At 71.3% G+C, this 14,210-nt stretch carries 15 protein-coding genes; 9 read left to right on the top strand and 6 right to left on the bottom strand.

Going from position 1 to position 14,210, the window contains the following annotated elements; all coding sequences use genetic code 11:
* Window positions 1–68 precede the first annotated feature (68 nt).
* Window positions 69–1,169, top strand: a complete 1,101-nt coding sequence (locus LTT66_RS01450; RefSeq protein WP_233063357.1) for an FAD-dependent monooxygenase — start codon at window positions 69–71, stop codon at window positions 1,167–1,169.
* On the opposite strand, the gene LTT66_RS01445 is transcribed toward LTT66_RS01450, so the two are convergent.
* On the bottom strand, window positions 1,132–2,145 hold the full coding sequence (locus tag LTT66_RS01445) for a helix-turn-helix transcriptional regulator (RefSeq protein ID WP_233063355.1): 1,014 nt from the start codon (window positions 2,143–2,145) through the stop codon (window positions 1,132–1,134). The genes LTT66_RS01450 and LTT66_RS01445 overlap by 38 nt on opposite strands.
* A gap of 62 nt (window positions 2,146–2,207) precedes the next feature.
* Between LTT66_RS01445 and LTT66_RS01440 the strand changes: the two genes are divergently transcribed.
* Window positions 2,208–3,425, top strand: coding sequence for an epoxide hydrolase (locus LTT66_RS01440; protein ID WP_233063353.1), 1,218 nt, complete (start codon window positions 2,208–2,210; stop codon window positions 3,423–3,425).
* Between the two features lie 24 nt (window positions 3,426–3,449).
* Here the strand turns inward: LTT66_RS01440 and LTT66_RS01435 are convergent, their stop codons facing one another.
* Entirely contained in the window at window positions 3,450–4,421 is a 972-nt protein-coding gene (locus LTT66_RS01435) for a helix-turn-helix transcriptional regulator (protein ID WP_233063352.1), read from the bottom strand.
* Window positions 4,422–4,484: 63 nt separating this feature from the next.
* Between LTT66_RS01435 and LTT66_RS01430 the strand changes: the two genes are divergently transcribed.
* Window positions 4,485–4,976 carry a pyridoxamine 5'-phosphate oxidase family protein gene (locus tag LTT66_RS01430; protein ID WP_043689729.1) on the top strand — a complete coding sequence of 164 codons (492 nt, stop codon included), beginning with the start codon at window positions 4,485–4,487 and terminating at the stop codon, window positions 4,974–4,976.
* A 120-nt stretch (window positions 4,977–5,096) separates the two neighbouring features.
* On the opposite strand, the gene LTT66_RS01425 is transcribed toward LTT66_RS01430, so the two are convergent.
* The 4 genes from LTT66_RS01425 to LTT66_RS01410 form a co-directional block, all read right to left on the bottom strand.
* Window positions 5,097–6,326, bottom strand: coding sequence for an RNA polymerase sigma factor (locus LTT66_RS01425; protein WP_408638726.1), 1,230 nt, complete (start codon window positions 6,324–6,326; stop codon window positions 5,097–5,099).
* Window positions 6,327–6,668, bottom strand: coding sequence for a YciI family protein (locus LTT66_RS01420; protein ID WP_233063351.1), 342 nt, complete (start codon window positions 6,666–6,668; stop codon window positions 6,327–6,329).
* 13 nt (window positions 6,669–6,681) lie between these two features.
* Complete coding sequence (locus tag LTT66_RS01415) at window positions 6,682–6,885, bottom strand: hypothetical protein (protein ID WP_233063350.1); 204 nt, start codon at window positions 6,883–6,885, stop codon at window positions 6,682–6,684.
* Window positions 6,886–6,996: 111 nt separating this feature from the next.
* Window positions 6,997–7,824: an isocitrate lyase/PEP mutase family protein gene (locus tag LTT66_RS01410; protein ID WP_233063349.1), complete on the bottom strand. Its 828-nt coding sequence runs from the start codon at window positions 7,822–7,824 to the stop codon at window positions 6,997–6,999.
* A 64-nt stretch (window positions 7,825–7,888) separates the two neighbouring features.
* Between LTT66_RS01410 and LTT66_RS01405 the strand changes: the two genes are divergently transcribed.
* The 6 genes from LTT66_RS01405 to argF all read left to right on the top strand — a co-directional run bounded on the left by LTT66_RS01405 (window position 7,889) and on the right by argF (window position 14,162).
* Window positions 7,889–8,596 carry an ArsR/SmtB family transcription factor gene (locus LTT66_RS01405; protein WP_233063348.1) on the top strand — a complete coding sequence of 236 codons (708 nt, stop codon included), beginning with the start codon at window positions 7,889–7,891 and terminating at the stop codon, window positions 8,594–8,596.
* A gap of 200 nt (window positions 8,597–8,796) precedes the next feature.
* On the top strand, window positions 8,797–9,870 hold the full coding sequence (argC, locus tag LTT66_RS01400) for an N-acetyl-gamma-glutamyl-phosphate reductase (RefSeq protein ID WP_233063347.1): 1,074 nt from the start codon (window positions 8,797–8,799) through the stop codon (window positions 9,868–9,870).
* Window positions 9,867–11,084 (top strand): bifunctional glutamate N-acetyltransferase/amino-acid acetyltransferase ArgJ, encoded by a 1,218-nt coding sequence (gene argJ / locus LTT66_RS01395; RefSeq protein WP_233063346.1) that lies wholly within the window; start codon window positions 9,867–9,869, stop codon window positions 11,082–11,084. Before argC ends, argJ begins: the two co-directional genes overlap by 4 nt.
* Window positions 11,081–12,016 carry an acetylglutamate kinase gene (gene argB, locus LTT66_RS01390; protein WP_195034103.1) on the top strand — a complete coding sequence of 312 codons (936 nt, stop codon included), beginning with the start codon at window positions 11,081–11,083 and terminating at the stop codon, window positions 12,014–12,016. The genes argJ and argB overlap by 4 nt, the downstream gene beginning before the upstream one ends.
* Window positions 12,013–13,215 (top strand): acetylornithine transaminase, encoded by a 1,203-nt coding sequence (locus LTT66_RS01385; protein ID WP_195034104.1) that lies wholly within the window; start codon window positions 12,013–12,015, stop codon window positions 13,213–13,215. Before argB ends, LTT66_RS01385 begins: the two co-directional genes overlap by 4 nt.
* Window positions 13,212–14,162 (top strand): ornithine carbamoyltransferase, encoded by a 951-nt coding sequence (gene argF, locus LTT66_RS01380; RefSeq protein ID WP_233063344.1) that lies wholly within the window; start codon window positions 13,212–13,214, stop codon window positions 14,160–14,162. The genes LTT66_RS01385 and argF overlap by 4 nt, the downstream gene beginning before the upstream one ends.
* Window positions 14,163–14,210 lie beyond the last annotated feature (48 nt).

Below are 14,210 nucleotides of genomic sequence, written 5' to 3'. Positions count from 1 at the left end.
ATGGGTACTACATTCGTAGTATCGTCCGGGGCAGCTGCTCGCCGAGCGGTCCGGAGAAAGGGGAATCCATGCCCGAGGCACTCATCGTGGGTGGTGGCATCGGCGGTCTGGCGACGGCCGTGGCCTTCCTGCGGCAGGGATGGCGCGTCGAAGTGCTCGAGCGCGCCGCCGGGATCGCCGAGGTCGGTGCCGGGCTGTCCCTGTGGCCCAACGCCCTTCGCGCCCTCGACGCGCTCGGCGTGGGCGACCAGGTGCGGGCTCGCGCGGTCGAGCAAGGGGCGGCGGGCATCCGTGACCGCGCGGGACGGTGGCTGACCAGGATGGACGCCGAGGCGATCCGGGCCAGGTACGGCAGCCCGATCATGATGCACCGTGCCGACCTGGTAGACGTACTGCGTTCGGCGATCCCGGCGGCGGCGGTGCGCACCGGCGTCACCGTGGCCGAGGCGAGAATCGACGGCACGGTCGTGCACTCGGCCGGAACGTCCGGCGGCGATGTCGTCGTCGGGGCCGACGGCATCCGCAGCGTCGTGCGCCGTGCGGTCTGCGGCGAGGTGCGGCCACGCTACGGCGGCTACACCGCCTGGCGGGTGGTCGTCACGCCGCACCAGCCGGTCACCGAGATGGGCGAAAGCTGGGGCCGGGGTGAGCGTTTCGGGTACGTCCCACTGGTGGACGGCCGGGTCTACTGCTTCGCCACCGCGAACATGCCCGAGGCAACGCCGAGCGGCGGGTCGGCCGAGCTGCGCGCCCGGTTCGGCGAATGGCACGAGCCGATTCCCGCTCTGCTCGCCGCGGTCGGGGACGCCGAGGTGCTGAAGCACGACCTCTACGACCTGCCCGCGCTGAAAAGCTTCGTGGCAGGGCGGATCGCGCTCGTCGGCGACGCGGCGCACGCGATGATGCCCACTCTCGGGCAGGGCGCTTGCCAGGCGCTGGAGGACGCGGTGGTGCTGAGCAGGGTGGCCGCCGAGGGCGGCGGCCTGGCCGGCTACGACCGGGAGCGTCGGCCGCGCACCCGGATGATCGCGTCCCGTTCCCGCCGGCTCGGCGCGGCGGCGCAACTGTCGTTTCCGCCCGCCGCCGCGCTCCGTGACGCCGTGGTGCGGGCGATACCCGACTCGGTGCAGCTCAGATCGCTCGCCTCCGTCCTGGATTGGAGCTGCTAGCCGCGGCCGCTACGGCGGGGAAGGCGCGCACCGCTCGCTCGCATCGGGAGGCCTGGGCCCGTAGGGCTTCGATGAGTTCCGGCGGACCGGCCAGCAGTGTGAAGTCGACATCGACCGAGGTGATCATCCACACCAGCTGCTCAGGTGTTTCCGCGCCCACGAGCAAGCGGCAACTGTGGTCGTCGACGGCCTCCAGCACGCCCATCCCGGGCCACACGCGGTCGGCGGCATACTCCGCGGACCCGTGCAGCAGTACGGTCGCCTGCTGCGGCCAGGCCCGGGTGGACAGCCGCATCGAAAGATATGCCGCGACATCACCTTCCGGCGGCTCACGCGGTGCGAATCGCGGACCGGTCGGGATTCGCGGGGTGATCCGGTCGGCACGGAAGGTGCGCCAGTCGGCGCGGTCCACGTCCCAGGCGACCAGGTACCAGTGCCTGCTGAAGTGCACGAGGGTGTGCGGCTCGACGGTGCGGACACTGGGCGCGCCGTCGAGCGCGCGGTAGTCGAACCGCAACCGTTCGTGGCGCTGGCACGCTTCGGCGATGGACAGGAGGGTATCCGGACGGACCTCGCTGCCGGGCGCGCCGACGCGCAAGGTGGCGCCGCGCAGCGTGCGGACCCGGTGGCGCAAGCGGGGCGGCAGCACCTGTTCCAGCTTGGTCAGCGCGCGCAGCGACGCCTCCTCGAGCCCGGTCACGGTGCCCGCGGAGGCGCCGCGCAGGCCCACCGCCACCGCGACGGCTTCCTCGTCGTCGAGCAGCAGCGGCGGCAGCGCGGCCCCCGCGCCGAGGCGGTACCCGGCGGCGCCTTGCGTGGCGTGGACCGGGTAGCCGAGTTCCCGGAGCCGATCGACGTCGCGACGCACCGTGCGCCCGGTGACGCCGAGCCGTTCGGCCAGTTCGGCGCCGGTCCAGTCGCGATGGGTCTGCAGCAGGGCCAGCAGTTTGAGCAGGCGAGCCGACGTTTCGAGCACTCCGCCAGAATGCCGGAAACTTAGGAACGATCGCGTCCTAAGTGCTTCCTACCGTGGGTGACATGACTACCGACCAGGACATTCGCCCCTTCCGCATCGACATCCCGCAGGAGAAGATCGACGACCTGCACCGCCGCCTCGCCGCCACGTCGTGGCCGAACGACCTGCCCGGCGCCAAGTGGGACAAGGGTATGCGGGTGTCCTATCTGCGTCCGCTGGCCGAGTACTGGCGCACCGAATTCGACTGGCGCGCCGTCGAAGCGAAGCTGAACGAACTGCCCCACTTCGTGACCGGCATCGACGGGCAGCAGGTGCACTTCCTGCACGTCCGCTCGCCGGAGCCGGATGCGCTGCCGTTGGTGCTCAACCACGGCTGGCCCGCCTCGTTCGTCGAGTTCCTGGAGGTGCTCGGACCGCTGAGCGATCCCCGCGCGCACGGCGGCGACCCGGCCGACGCGTTCCACCTGGTCGTGCCCTCGCTGCCGGGCTTCGCGTTCTCCGAGGTGTCCCCGGACCCGGGTGCGGGTTCGACCGATCGGTTCGCGGAGGTGGTCGCGACGCTCATGGCGCGCCTCGGCTACGACCGCTACGGCGTGCAAGGCGGCGACGCGGGATACTTCATCGCCGCTCGGTTGGGTCATATCGCCGCCGAGCACCTCGCGGGCCTGCACGTGAACGGTCCGATCACGATCCCCGCCTGGGACAGCGGCGAGGCCGAATCGTGGGGTGGGGCGGAGGAATCGGCGGCTGCGGGCGAGTGGTCCGCAGCGGGTGCGCAGGCCGAGTACAGCCCGGAGGATCAGGCGAAGCTGGCCACGCTGACCGGTCCGGAGAGCTATGCGCGCTACGACTACGCGACGCTGCAAGCCAACCGTCCGCAGACGCTGGCGATCGGCATCCAGGACTCGCCCGCCGGGCTGCTGGCCTGGATCACCGACCTGTTCCGGCAGTACACGAATCCGGCGATCGAACTGCCCGAGGACGCGGTGGGCCGGGACGCGCTGCTGACCAATGTCAGCCTGTACTGGTTCACCGGAACCTTCGCCTCCTCGCTGCGGCTCTACAGCGAATCCGCGGCTTGGGGAGCGCCGGTGCGGAAGTCCGACGTGCCGACCGCGGCGGCACTGTTCCCCGGTGACCTCTCGATCCGCAAACTCGCCGAAGACGCGCACAACATCGTCCGGTGGACCGAATTCGACCGCGGCGGTCATTTCGCGGCGATGGAGGCGCCGGACCTGCTGACCGCGGACGTACGCGAGTTCTTCCGCACCCTGCGCTAGCCGAACGCGGACGGCGCGACGGACCTAACCTCCGCAGTAGCGCGCGTGCATGGCGGCGGCCGTCGCCGCGAGCTGTGCGCGCAGCTGCGGCGGTTCCAGCACTTCGACGAACTCGCCGAGCGGAAGAAGTGCGTGCGCGAGCACCTCGAAGGACTCGGACGGCACGATCACTTCGACCCACCCTTCGGCATCGGGCGGCCCCGCGGAGGCTTGCGCCTCCGCGACCGCTGCCGGATCGTTCATCAGCCTCAGCAACCGCAGATGGGTGGCGGCGATCCGGCAGCGCGCCCGGACGCGCAGCATCGAACGCGCGAAATCGTCGGCGGCGTCGCTCCAGTGCGCGCGCAGGTCGAATTCGGCCGGGCGGGTGAATGATTCGCCGGTCGGTTCGGCGGAGATGATCCGGCCCACCCGATACGAGCGGGGCGTGCGCCCGCTCCGGGCGACCAGGTACCAGGTGCCTGCCTTGAGCACCAGCCCGAGCGGGTCCAGCAAGCGCTCGACCACCGTGTCCTTGCGGCCGTAGCGCACGCGCAGCGTGCGGTCGTGCCAGAGCGCGTCGGCGATCGTCGCGAGCGTCGGCGTCTCGTCCGGCCGGTGGAACCAGCCCGGCGCGTCGACGTGCACCCGCTCGGCGATGCGCGTCGCGCGTCCGCGCAGTTCCGGCGGCAGCGCGGCGAGCACCTTCAACTGCGCGGTGGCCAGCACCGTGCCCAGGCCGAGATCGGCTGCGGCGCCCGGCAAGCCGGCCAGCAGCACCGCGTCGGCCTCGTCGGTGGTGAGGCCGGTGAGCCGGGTGCGGTAGCCGTCCAGCAGCCGCACGCCACCCGCGCGGCCCGGCTCGCTGTAGACCGGGACGCCCGCCGCCGAGAGGGCTTCGACGTCGCGATAGACGGTGCGCACCGAGACCTCCAGTTCCCGGGCGAGTTCGGGCGCGGTCAGGCGGCCTCGGGTCTGCAACAGCAGAAGCAGTTGCACCAGTCGACTCGCCCGCATGCCCGCGACACTAGCCGGAAACCCTGACAGGAGACGGCAAGGTTTCCCCGTACCGTCCTCGGCATGACCACTTGGAGCCGATTCACCGAAGAAGCGCCGCACATCGCCGAGGTCTTCCTGCGCAGGCACCGCGCGGCGGGGAATCTCTGCATGCTCGGCACCCTCCGTTCCGACGGTTACCCGCGGATCAGCCCGATCGAGCCGCGGGTCTTCGAGGGGTTGCTCGTGATCGCGGGGATGCCCGGCACCACCAAGTTCCGCGACCTCGCCCGGGATCCGCGCTTCTGCCTGCACACCGCCACCGTCGACACGAACGTGTCCGACGGCGACGCCAAACTGTTCGGCACCGTCGTGGACCTCCCCGACCGGGACGTGCACACCCGCTTCGCCCAGCAACTGTTCGACGAGACCGGTTTCGACATCCGAGGTCAGGAGTTCGACCACTTCTACGTCGCCGAACTCACCGGGGCGTCGACGGTGGAGGTAGCGGGCGACCACCTCGACATCACCATCTGGAAGCCCGGCGAAGGAGAGCGCGTGGTGCAGAAGCACTGACTCGGCGGCGGAAACGGCGCTGCTCCGGCCGGACGCGTCGGGGGCATCGCCGACTCGGGCGTCGCGGACACCGCAGCCGGAGTGGACTCGCCGTCGACGACCGAGGGCGAAGCCCCGCGCTTACGGGCGACTTCGGCTGTCTCGGCGACGCGTGAGAAAGGTTCGCTCGGCGGCGTTCTCGGTGCAGGCGATGGCGGAGTCGTAGGCGGCGGTGGCCTCGGCGGCGCGGCCGAGCCGGGTCAGCAAATCGGCGCGGATGGCGTGGAACAAGTGGTAGCCGTCCAGGGCCAGGGCGTCCACCAGTGCCAGTGCGGCTACCGGGCCGTCCACTTCGGCGACCGCGACCGCGCGGTTGAGCGCGACGATCGGGCTGGGCGTGAGCACGGTCAGCTGATCGTAGAGCCGCAGGATCTGGCGCCAGTCGGTGGCCGCCGCGACGGGTGCGTCGGCGTGGACGGCGTTGATCGCCGCCTGCAGTTGATACGGTCCGGGCCGGTTGCGGCGCAGGCACTGCCGGACGAGCGCGTGCCCCTCGGCGATGAGATCGCGGTCCCACCGGCTGCGATCCTGTTCCGCGAGGGGCACCGGAGACCCGTCGGTGCCGGTGCGCGCGGACCGGCGGGATTCGCTCAGCAGCATCAGCGCGAGCAGCCCGGCGCCTTCAGGTTCGTCCGGCATGAGTTCGACCAGCAGGCGCCCGAGCCGAATCGCCTCGGCACACAGGTCGCCCCTGGCCAGCCGCGCACCGGAGGTGGCCGTGTGCCCCTCGGTGAAGATCAGGTACACCACGGCGAGTACCGCGCGCAGCCGGGCGGGCAGATCCGGGTCGGCGGGCACCCGGTAGGGAATGCGGGCGTCGCGGATCTTGCCTTTGGCGCGAACCAGTCGCTGCGCCATGGTCGTTTCGGAAACCAGGAACGCGCGGGCGATCTCGGCGGTGCTCAGTCCGCCGAGTAGCCGCAGCGTCAACGCCACCTGCGCGGGCAGCGCGAGGGCGGGGTGACAGCAGGTGAAGATCAACCGGAGGCAGTCGTCACGCACGGCGCTCACCGGCTGCTCCGTCTCGTCCTCGGCGTGCAGGAGGGCGGCTTGGGCGTGCCGATCGGCGCGGGCGGCTTCCCGGCGCAGGCGGTCGATCGCCCGGTTGCGCGCGGTGGTGATGATCCAGCCCGGCGGGCTCGGCGGGAGACCGTCGGCGGGCCAGCGCTGGACGGCGGCGGTGAACGCGTCCTGCACCGCGTCCTCGGCGACGCCGATGTCGCCGAAGACGCGGATCAGGCTCGCGACGGCACGGCCGTAGTGCTCGGCGAAGACCGCTTCGATGACCGAGCCGGTCACGGGCCTGCTCAACTATTCGCCCTGGATCGGCCGGACTTCGATGGGCAGCGTGAGGACGCTGGTGAGTTTGCGGCCCCACTCCAGCGCCTCGTCGAGATCCGCGGCGCGGATGACGGTGAACCCGCCGATGTGCTCCTTGCCCTCGACGTACGGGCCGTCGGTGATCAGCACGTCGTCGCCTCGGGCGTGCAGCACGGTCGCGGTGCCCGGCGCGTGCAGGCCCGCCGCGAACACCCACGCTCCCGCCGCCCGCATCTCGTCGTTCAGCGCGCCGAGATCGCGCATGATCTCGTCCAGGTTGTCCGGGACGCCTTCGCCGTCGGGCTGGTAGATGCTGAGCAGGTAGTGCTTCATCGCCTCGTCCTCCTCATCCGCGCCGGTACGTGGTGATGATGACACCGGTGCCGGTCCACCCGTGGGCCGTCGTGTGCCTTCCCATGATCTCGGCCTGCACCGGGCTGTCGTACCGGTGCGCCCAGCCGCCGGGGGTGAATGCGTCCCCGTCGGCCCGCCCCGGGGCCTGCACGACGCCGTCCAGGGTGAGGTGTTCCACCACGATGATCTCGCTCATCTCCGCTCCTTCCGCGACCGGCCCGGCGCCGGTCTCACCACCTATACGAACGAAGCCGGGGCGGATCGACAGCGGCGCGGAAATTTCTCCGAGATCCGGACGAATCGCTGCTCACGGCCTGGTGTGCGCGGGCAGGAGGCGTTGAATATCGGTATAGCTCACGATGCCGGACGCAATGGGGGCGTCGTCCCGCACGGCGCGCGCGACCTCCATTGCGGCCGACAGCGCCGAGCGGTAGAGCAGTGATCCGGTGCTGATCCGGCGCACGCCGAGTCCGGTCAGCGTCGCGATGCCGGGTCCGGCGGCGGTTGCGAGAACGTTGACCGGCAATTCGGTCGCCGCCACGATCCGCTCGATGCGCTCCGGGGCGGTCAGACCCGGCACGAAGACGCCGTCGGCTCCGGCCGCTTCGTACCGTCGCACGCGGGCGTGGGTCGAGCCGTGATCGAGACCCAGCCAGTAGGTGTCGATACGGGCATTGACGAACAACTCCGGCGCGCGTTCCTTGATCGCGGCGATCAGTGTGGCCTGGTGCCCCGGTGCCGCCAGCGCCGATCCGGCACAGCCGTCTTCCAGGTTGACGCCCGCGATCCCGCAGGCGGCGAGCTGTTCGGCGAAATCCGCGACAGCGCCGGGCCGCTCGTCGAAGCCGCCCTCGATGTCGACGGTCACGGGGATCGGCAGTCGCGCCAGGCGACGGGCGCAAGCGAGCGTTTCCGCCTTCGTGAGGCTCACGCCATCGGCCAGCCCCGCCGCGGCGGCCACGCCGAGGCTGGTGGTGCCGATCGCCGGGAATCCCTCGGTCGCCAGCAGCGCGGCCGAGGCGAAGTCCCAGGCGTTGGGCAGGACGAGGGGCCGGTCACGGTGATGCAGACCGCGGAAGATCTCGAACTTGGTCGGCGAGGTGGCCGCGCCGGGCGCAGGAGAAGACGAAGTCATGCGGCGACGGTAGCCACGGGACGTTTCGGCGCCCGCCGAAACGAGGGGCCGCCATCATGAAGTGGTGCCGACCAGAGGAGCCGAACTGGCGGGCTTGGCCGCCCTGCTCGCCGACCGCACGCGCGCCGACATCTGCCTCGCCCTGCTGGACGGACGGGCGTGGACCGCGGGCGAGCTCGCGCGTCACACCGGTGTCGCCGCGTCCACCGCGACCGAGCATCTGGACCGCCTGCGCGACGGCGGTCTGCTGGTCGAACACCGTCAAGGCAGGCACCGCTACGTCCAGCTGGCCGGTCCGCAGGTCGCGGAACTGCTCGAGGGCATGGTCGCTCATCTCGACCCGTCCGGCCGCCCGGTGACCGGCTTGCGTACCGCCACGGTCGCCGCCGCGCTGGCTCGTGGCCGCACCTGCTACGACCATCTCGCGGGCCGGCTCGGCGTGGCGATCACCGACGCCATGACCGCGCGTGGCCTGCTCCGCGGTGACGGCGGGTTCGCCCTCACCGATTCCGGCTCGGCGTGGCTCACCGGCTCGATGGGCGTCGACCCTGCCGCGCTGCGCGGCACGCGACGCCCGGTGGCCAGGCCCTGCCTCGACTGGACCGAGCGCCGCGTGCATCTCGGCGGCTCGGCAGGCGCACAGCTGTGCCGCCGCCTGAAAGAGTTGGAGTGGATCAAGGGCGTCGGTAGCGGCCGTGCCGTGCGGGTCACCGCGCGGGGCGAAGCCGGGCTGGCCGAAGCGCTGGGCATCGACCCGGCGGTGCTGCGCTGAGCCGTGGCATACGTCGCTCGCGCCGGGTGTCTCGGTCGCTCGCGATGGCCAGCCGCAGGGCGCCTGCCCGGCTAGGACGGGCCGCCGACGGTGTCTCGGTCGCGCGGTTTGGTGGGCCAGGCGGCGGGTATCAGGTGGTCGTGACCGGGCGCGGCAACCCAGGCTGTGAATGAGCTTGCATGGTCATGCATAATCATCACATGGTTGATTCCTCGGATGCGTCCCGCCCGCCCGGGCCCGTCGTGCGGGTCGCGGTAGCCGGTGCCAGCGGGTACGCGGGCGGCGAAGTGTTGCGTCTGCTGCTGGGGCATCCGGCCTACCGAACCGGGCGCCTCGTCATCGGGGCGCTGACCGCGGGCTCGAACGCCGGCACCGCACTGGGGGAGTTGCAGCCGCATCTGCTGCCGCTGGCCGATCGAGTGCTCGCGCCGACCACCGCCGCCGAACTGGCCGGCCACGACGTGGTCTTCCTCGGCCTGCCGCACGGCCAGTCGGGGGCCATCGCCGCCGAATTGCCCGAGTCCACGGTGATCATCGATTGCGGCGCCGACTTCCGGCTCACCGACCCGGAGGTCTGGGAGAAATACTACGGCAGCACGCACGCGGGCAGCTGGCCCTACGGCTTGCCCGAACTGCCCGGCGGCCGGGAGAAGCTGCGCGGCGCCACCCGGATCGCGGTCCCCGGCTGCTATCCGACCGTCGCCAGCCTCGCGCTGGCTCCCGCCGTCGCCGCGGGCATCGTGGAGCCCGCCGTGCACGTGGTCGCGGTGAGCGGCGCGTCCGGCGCGGGCCGCAAGCTGGATATCGGGCTGCTGGGGTCGGAGGTGATGGGCTCGGCGCGGGCCTACGGCATCGCCGGCGCGCACCGGCACACGCCGGAGATCGCGCAGAACCTCGCGGCCGCGGGCGGCGCCGAGGTCGCGGTGTCGTTCACTCCGGTGCTCGCGCCGATGCCGCGCGGCATCCTCGCCACCTGCACCGCGCCGACTCGCGTGGACGCCGCGCAGGCCCGCGCCGTCTACGAGAAGGCCTATGCCGACGAGCCTTTCGTGCACCTGCTGCCGGAGGGCACGCTGCCGCAGACCGGTTCGGTGCTCGGCTCCAATGCCGTCACCCTGCAGGTGGCGGTGGACGCCGACGCGGGCCTGCTCGTGGTGATCGGCGCGATCGACAACTTGACCAAGGGCACCGCGGGCGCCGCGGTGCAATCGATGAACCTGGCCCTCGGATTCGACGAGACCGCAGGACTTTCCACCGTAGGAGTGGCACCGTGACGACAGCCGACATCGCCAGCGGCAAGCTGGTCCGGACCCAGGGCGTGACCGCACCGCTCGGCTTCCGTGCGGCGGGCATCGCCGCGGGCATCAAGGCCAGCGGCAAGCCGGATCTGGCGCTGGTGTTCAACGAGGGGCCGGAATACCCGGCCGCGGGCGTGTTCACCCGCAACAAGGTGAAGGCCGCTCCGGTGCTGTGGTCGCAGCAGGTGCTGACCGGCAAGCGGTTGCGCGCGGTGATCCTGAACTCCGGTGGCGCCAACGCCTGCACCGGACCGGGCGGCTTCCAGGACACCCACCAGACCGCCGAGGAACTGGCCGCCGCCCTGAGCAACTGGGGCACCGAGACCGGCGCGGGCGAGATCGCGGTCTGCTCGACCGGGCTGATCGGCGACCGGCTGCCGATGGACAAGCTCATCCCCGCTATCACCGAGATCGTGCACGAGATGGGTGGCGGCCTGTCCGGCGGCTCCGACGCCGCCTGGGCCATCATGACCACCGACACCGTGCCGAAAGAGGCGGCGTTCCACCATCGCGACAAGTGGAACGTCGGCGGCATGGCCAAGGGCGCGGGCATGCTGGCCCCGTCGCTGGCGACCATGCTGGTGGTGCTCACCACCGACGCGGCGGTCACCGCCGACCAGCTCGACCATGCCCTGCGCAACGCCACCGCGCGCACCTTCGACCGGCTCGACGTGGACGGCTCCTGCTCGACCAACGACACGGTGCTGCTGCTGGCCAACGGCGCCAGCGAGGTCACCCCCAGCCAGGAGGAACTCGACGCCGCCGTGCTCGCGGTCTGCGACGACCTGGCCGCCCAGCTGATGGCCGACGCCGAGGGCGTCACCAAGCGGGTGCTGGTCACCGTCGCGGGCGCGGCCACCGAGGACGAGGCCGTGGCCGCGGCGCGCACCGTCGCCCGCGACAGCTTGGTCAAGACGGCGCTGTTCGGGTCCGACCCGAACTGGGGTCGCGTGCTGGCCGCGGTCGGCATGGCTCCGGTCACGCTCGATCCGAACCGGATCTCGGTGTCGTTCAACGGCAAGCCGGTGTGCATCGACGGGGTCGGCGCGCCCGGCGCCCGCGCGGTCGACCTGTCCGGCACCGACATCGAGGTGCTGATCGAGCTGAACGTCGGCTCCGCGAGCGCGACCATCCGCACCACGGACCTCTCGCACGGTTACGTCGAAGAGAACTCGGCCTACAGCTCATGACCAGTGAGGTGTTGCACCGGCTCTCCGCGCTGGACAAGGCGCACGTCCTGGCCGATGCCCTGCCGTGGTTGCAGAAGTTCCGGGACAAGGTCGTCGTCGTGAAGTACGGCGGCAACGCCATGGTCGACGAGCATCTGAAGCAGGCCTTCGCCGCCGATATGGCGTTCCTGCGCACGGTCGGCGTGCACCCGGTGGTGGTGCACGGCGGCGGCCCGCAGATCAGCGCGATGCTGAAGAAGCTCGGCCTGCAGGGCGAATTCCGCGGCGGCTTCCGGGTGACCACCCCCGAGGTGATGGACGTCGTGCGGATGGTGCTGTTCGGCCAGGTCGGCCGCGAGCTGGTCGGGCTGATCAACTCGCACGGCCCGTACGCGGTCGGCATCTCCGGTGAGGACGCCGGACTGTTCACCGCGACCCGCCGCACCGTCGAGGTGGACGGCGAGCCCACCGATATCGGCCTGGTCGGCGATGTCACCGAGGTGAACCCGGACGCGGTGCTCGACTTGATCGGCGCGGGCCGCATCCCCGTGGTGTCGACCATCGCGCCGGACGCCGACGGCGTGGTGCACAACATCAACGCCGACACCGCCGCCGCGGCGCTCGCCGAGGGCATCGGCGCCGAGAAACTGGTGGTGCTCACCGACGTCGAGGGCCTCTACACGAACTGGCCGGACCGGTCCTCGCTGACTTCCCGCATCGATACGGCGGCGCTGGCCGAGTTGCTCCCGCGCCTGGATGCGGGCATGGTGCCCAAGATGGAAGCCTGCCTGCGCGCCGTGTCGGCAGGGGTGCCGACCGCGCACGTCATCGACGGTCGGGTCCCGCACGCCGTGCTGCTGGAACTGTTCACCGGAGAAGGAATCGGAACGATGGTGACTCCCGCCCCGCTCATCCCGAGCGGGTCCGGCGCACCGGACGGAACGAAACAATGAGCACAGCTGAACTGCAGAAGCGGTGGTCCGCCGCGCTGATGAACAACTACGGCACGCCGAAGGTCGCGCTGGTGCGCGGAGCGGGGGCTGTGGTCTACGACGCGGACGGCAAGCGCTACGTCGATTTCCTCGGCGGCATCGCGGTCAATAGCCTCGGTCACGCCCATCCCGCGATCCTGGAGGCGGTCACCCAGCAGCTGGGCACGCTCGGGCACGTGTCGAATCTGTATGCCAGCGAGCCGGTCGTCGAGCTGGCCGAGCGGTTGCTCGCGCACTTCGGCGACGGCGAGGGCCGGGCGTTCTTCTGCAACTCCGGCACCGAGGCCGTCGAGGCGGCGTTCAAGATCGCCCGGCTGACCGGGCGGCACAAGATCGTCGCGTGCGAGGAGGCCTTCCACGGCCGCACCATGGGCGCGCTGGCCCTCACCGGCCAGCCGTCCAAGCGGACCCCCTTCGAACCGATGCCGCCCGGTGTCGTGCACGTGCCCTACGGCGACGCCGCGGCGCTGGACGCCGTGGTCGACGAGGACACCGCCGCGGTGTTCCTCGAGCCGATCATGGGGGAGAGCGGTGTGGTGGTACCGCCGTTCGACTACCTCGCCAAGGCACGCGAGATCACCGCCCGCAAGGGGGCGCTGCTGGTGCTGGACGAGGTGCAGACCGGCATCGGCCGGACCGGAAAGTTCTACGCCCACCAGGCCGTCGGCATCGTGCCGGACGTGATCACCCTGGCCAAGGGGCTCGGCGGCGGACTGCCCATCGGCGCGGTACTGGCAAACGGGCGGGCTGCCGATCTGCTCACCCCCGGCCTGCACGGCACCACCTTCGGCGGCAACCCGGTGTGTGCGGCGGCGGCGCTCGCGGTGCTGCGCACGATCGACGAGACCGATCTGCTCTCGCACGTCGAGTCGGTCGGTAAGCGGCTCAGCGACGGCATCGAGCTGCTGGAGCACCCGCTCATCGATCAGGTGCGCGGTGCGGGCCTGCTGCTGGGCATCGTGCTCACCGACGAGGTCTCCGCGCAGGTGGAGGCACGGGCTCGGGAGGCGGGCTACCTCGTCAACCCGGCCAAACCCGACGTGATCCGGCTGGCGCCGCCGCTGGTGCTCACCGAGACCCAGGCCGACAACTTCGTCGCCGACCTGCCGGAGATCCTCGACAGCGTGCTCGCGGACGCGAAAGGGGTTGCGGCGCAATGACCTCCGAGCCCGTGCGGCACTTCCTGCGCGACGACGACGTCAGCCCGGCCGAGCAGGCCGAGATCCTCGCGCTCGCCGCCGAACTCAAGAAGGCGCCGTTCGCGCGCCGCCCGCTGGACGGCCCGCGCGGCGTCGGCGTGATCTTCGAGAAGAACTCCACCCGCACCCGGTTCTCCTTCGAGATGGGCATCGCCCAGCTCGGCGGGCACGCGGTGGTCGTCGACGGCCGCGACACCCAGCTGGGCCGGGAGGAGACGCTCGGCGACACCGGCCGGGTGCTGTCCCGGTACGTCGACGCCATCGTGTGGCGCACCTTCGAGCAGTCCCGGCTGGACGAGATGGCCGCCACCGCCACGGTGCCGGTGGTCAACGCGCTGTCCAACGAATTCCATCCCTGCCAGGTACTCGCGGACCTGCAGACGCTCGCCGAGCACAAGGGCGACCTGACCGGCCGTGAACTCGCCTATTTCGGCGACGGCGCCAACAACATGGCGCACTCGCTGCTGCTCGGCGGCGTCACCGCGGGGCTGAACGTGACGATCGCGTCACCCGCCGGGTTCGAGCCGCAGCCGTGGGTCGTGGAGGCCGCGCGCAAGCGGGCCGCCGAGACCGGCGCCGCCATCACGCTGACCAGTGATCCGGTCGCCGCCGCGTGGGGGGCCGACGCGCTGGTCACCGATACCTGGACCTCCATGGGGCAGGAGAACGACGGTCTGGACCGGGTCGGTCCGTTCCGGCCGTTCCAGCTCAACGCCGAGTTACTCGCGCACGCCAAGCCGGATGTCGTCGTGCTGCACTGTCTTCCCGCGCACCGCGGCGACGAGGTCACCGACGAGGTGCTCGACGGGCCGCACAGTGTGGTGTGGGACGAGGCGGAGAACCGCCTGCATGCCCAGAAAGCGCTGCTGGTCTGGCTGCTCGAGCGACGATCAGGGGGCTCGTCGTGAGCGGTCAGGCCGGGATGCGGCAGCGGAGCGTGACCGGCTCCGCTCGGG

This window comes from Nocardia gipuzkoensis (genome assembly GCF_021183645.1).
In the GTDB taxonomy this organism is placed as follows: domain Bacteria; phylum Actinomycetota; class Actinomycetes; order Mycobacteriales; family Mycobacteriaceae; genus Nocardia; species Nocardia abscessus.
Note: the sequence above shows the minus strand (reverse complement) of the source record. Positions and strands in the feature narration are given on the sequence as shown.

Bases quoted from the DNA above. Each gene is read 5' to 3' on its own strand.
- LTT66_RS01415 (WP_233063350.1), bottom strand. From the start codon at position 6,885: ATGAGCGAGATCATCGTGGTGGAACACCTCACCCTGGACGGCGTCGTG.
- LTT66_RS01420 (WP_233063351.1), bottom strand. From the start codon at position 6,668: ATGAAGCACTACCTGCTCAGCATCTACCAGCCCGACGGCGAAGGCGTC.
- LTT66_RS01430 (WP_043689729.1), top strand. From the start codon at position 4,485: ATGACCACTTGGAGCCGATTCACCGAAGAAGCGCCGCACATCGCCGAG.
- LTT66_RS01440 (WP_233063353.1), top strand. From the start codon at position 2,208: ATGACTACCGACCAGGACATTCGCCCCTTCCGCATCGACATCCCGCAG.
- argB (WP_195034103.1), top strand. From the start codon at position 11,081: ATGACCAGTGAGGTGTTGCACCGGCTCTCCGCGCTGGACAAGGCGCAC.
- argC (WP_233063347.1), top strand. From the start codon at position 8,797: ATGGTTGATTCCTCGGATGCGTCCCGCCCGCCCGGGCCCGTCGTGCGG.
- argF (WP_233063344.1), top strand. From the start codon at position 13,212: ATGACCTCCGAGCCCGTGCGGCACTTCCTGCGCGACGACGACGTCAGC.
- LTT66_RS01450 (WP_233063357.1), top strand. From the start codon at position 69: ATGCCCGAGGCACTCATCGTGGGTGGTGGCATCGGCGGTCTGGCGACG.
- LTT66_RS01435 (WP_233063352.1), bottom strand. From the start codon at position 4,421: ATGCGGGCGAGTCGACTGGTGCAACTGCTTCTGCTGTTGCAGACCCGA.
- LTT66_RS01385 (WP_195034104.1), top strand. From the start codon at position 12,013: ATGAGCACAGCTGAACTGCAGAAGCGGTGGTCCGCCGCGCTGATGAAC.
- LTT66_RS01410 (WP_233063349.1), bottom strand. From the start codon at position 7,824: ATGACTTCGTCTTCTCCTGCGCCCGGCGCGGCCACCTCGCCGACCAAG.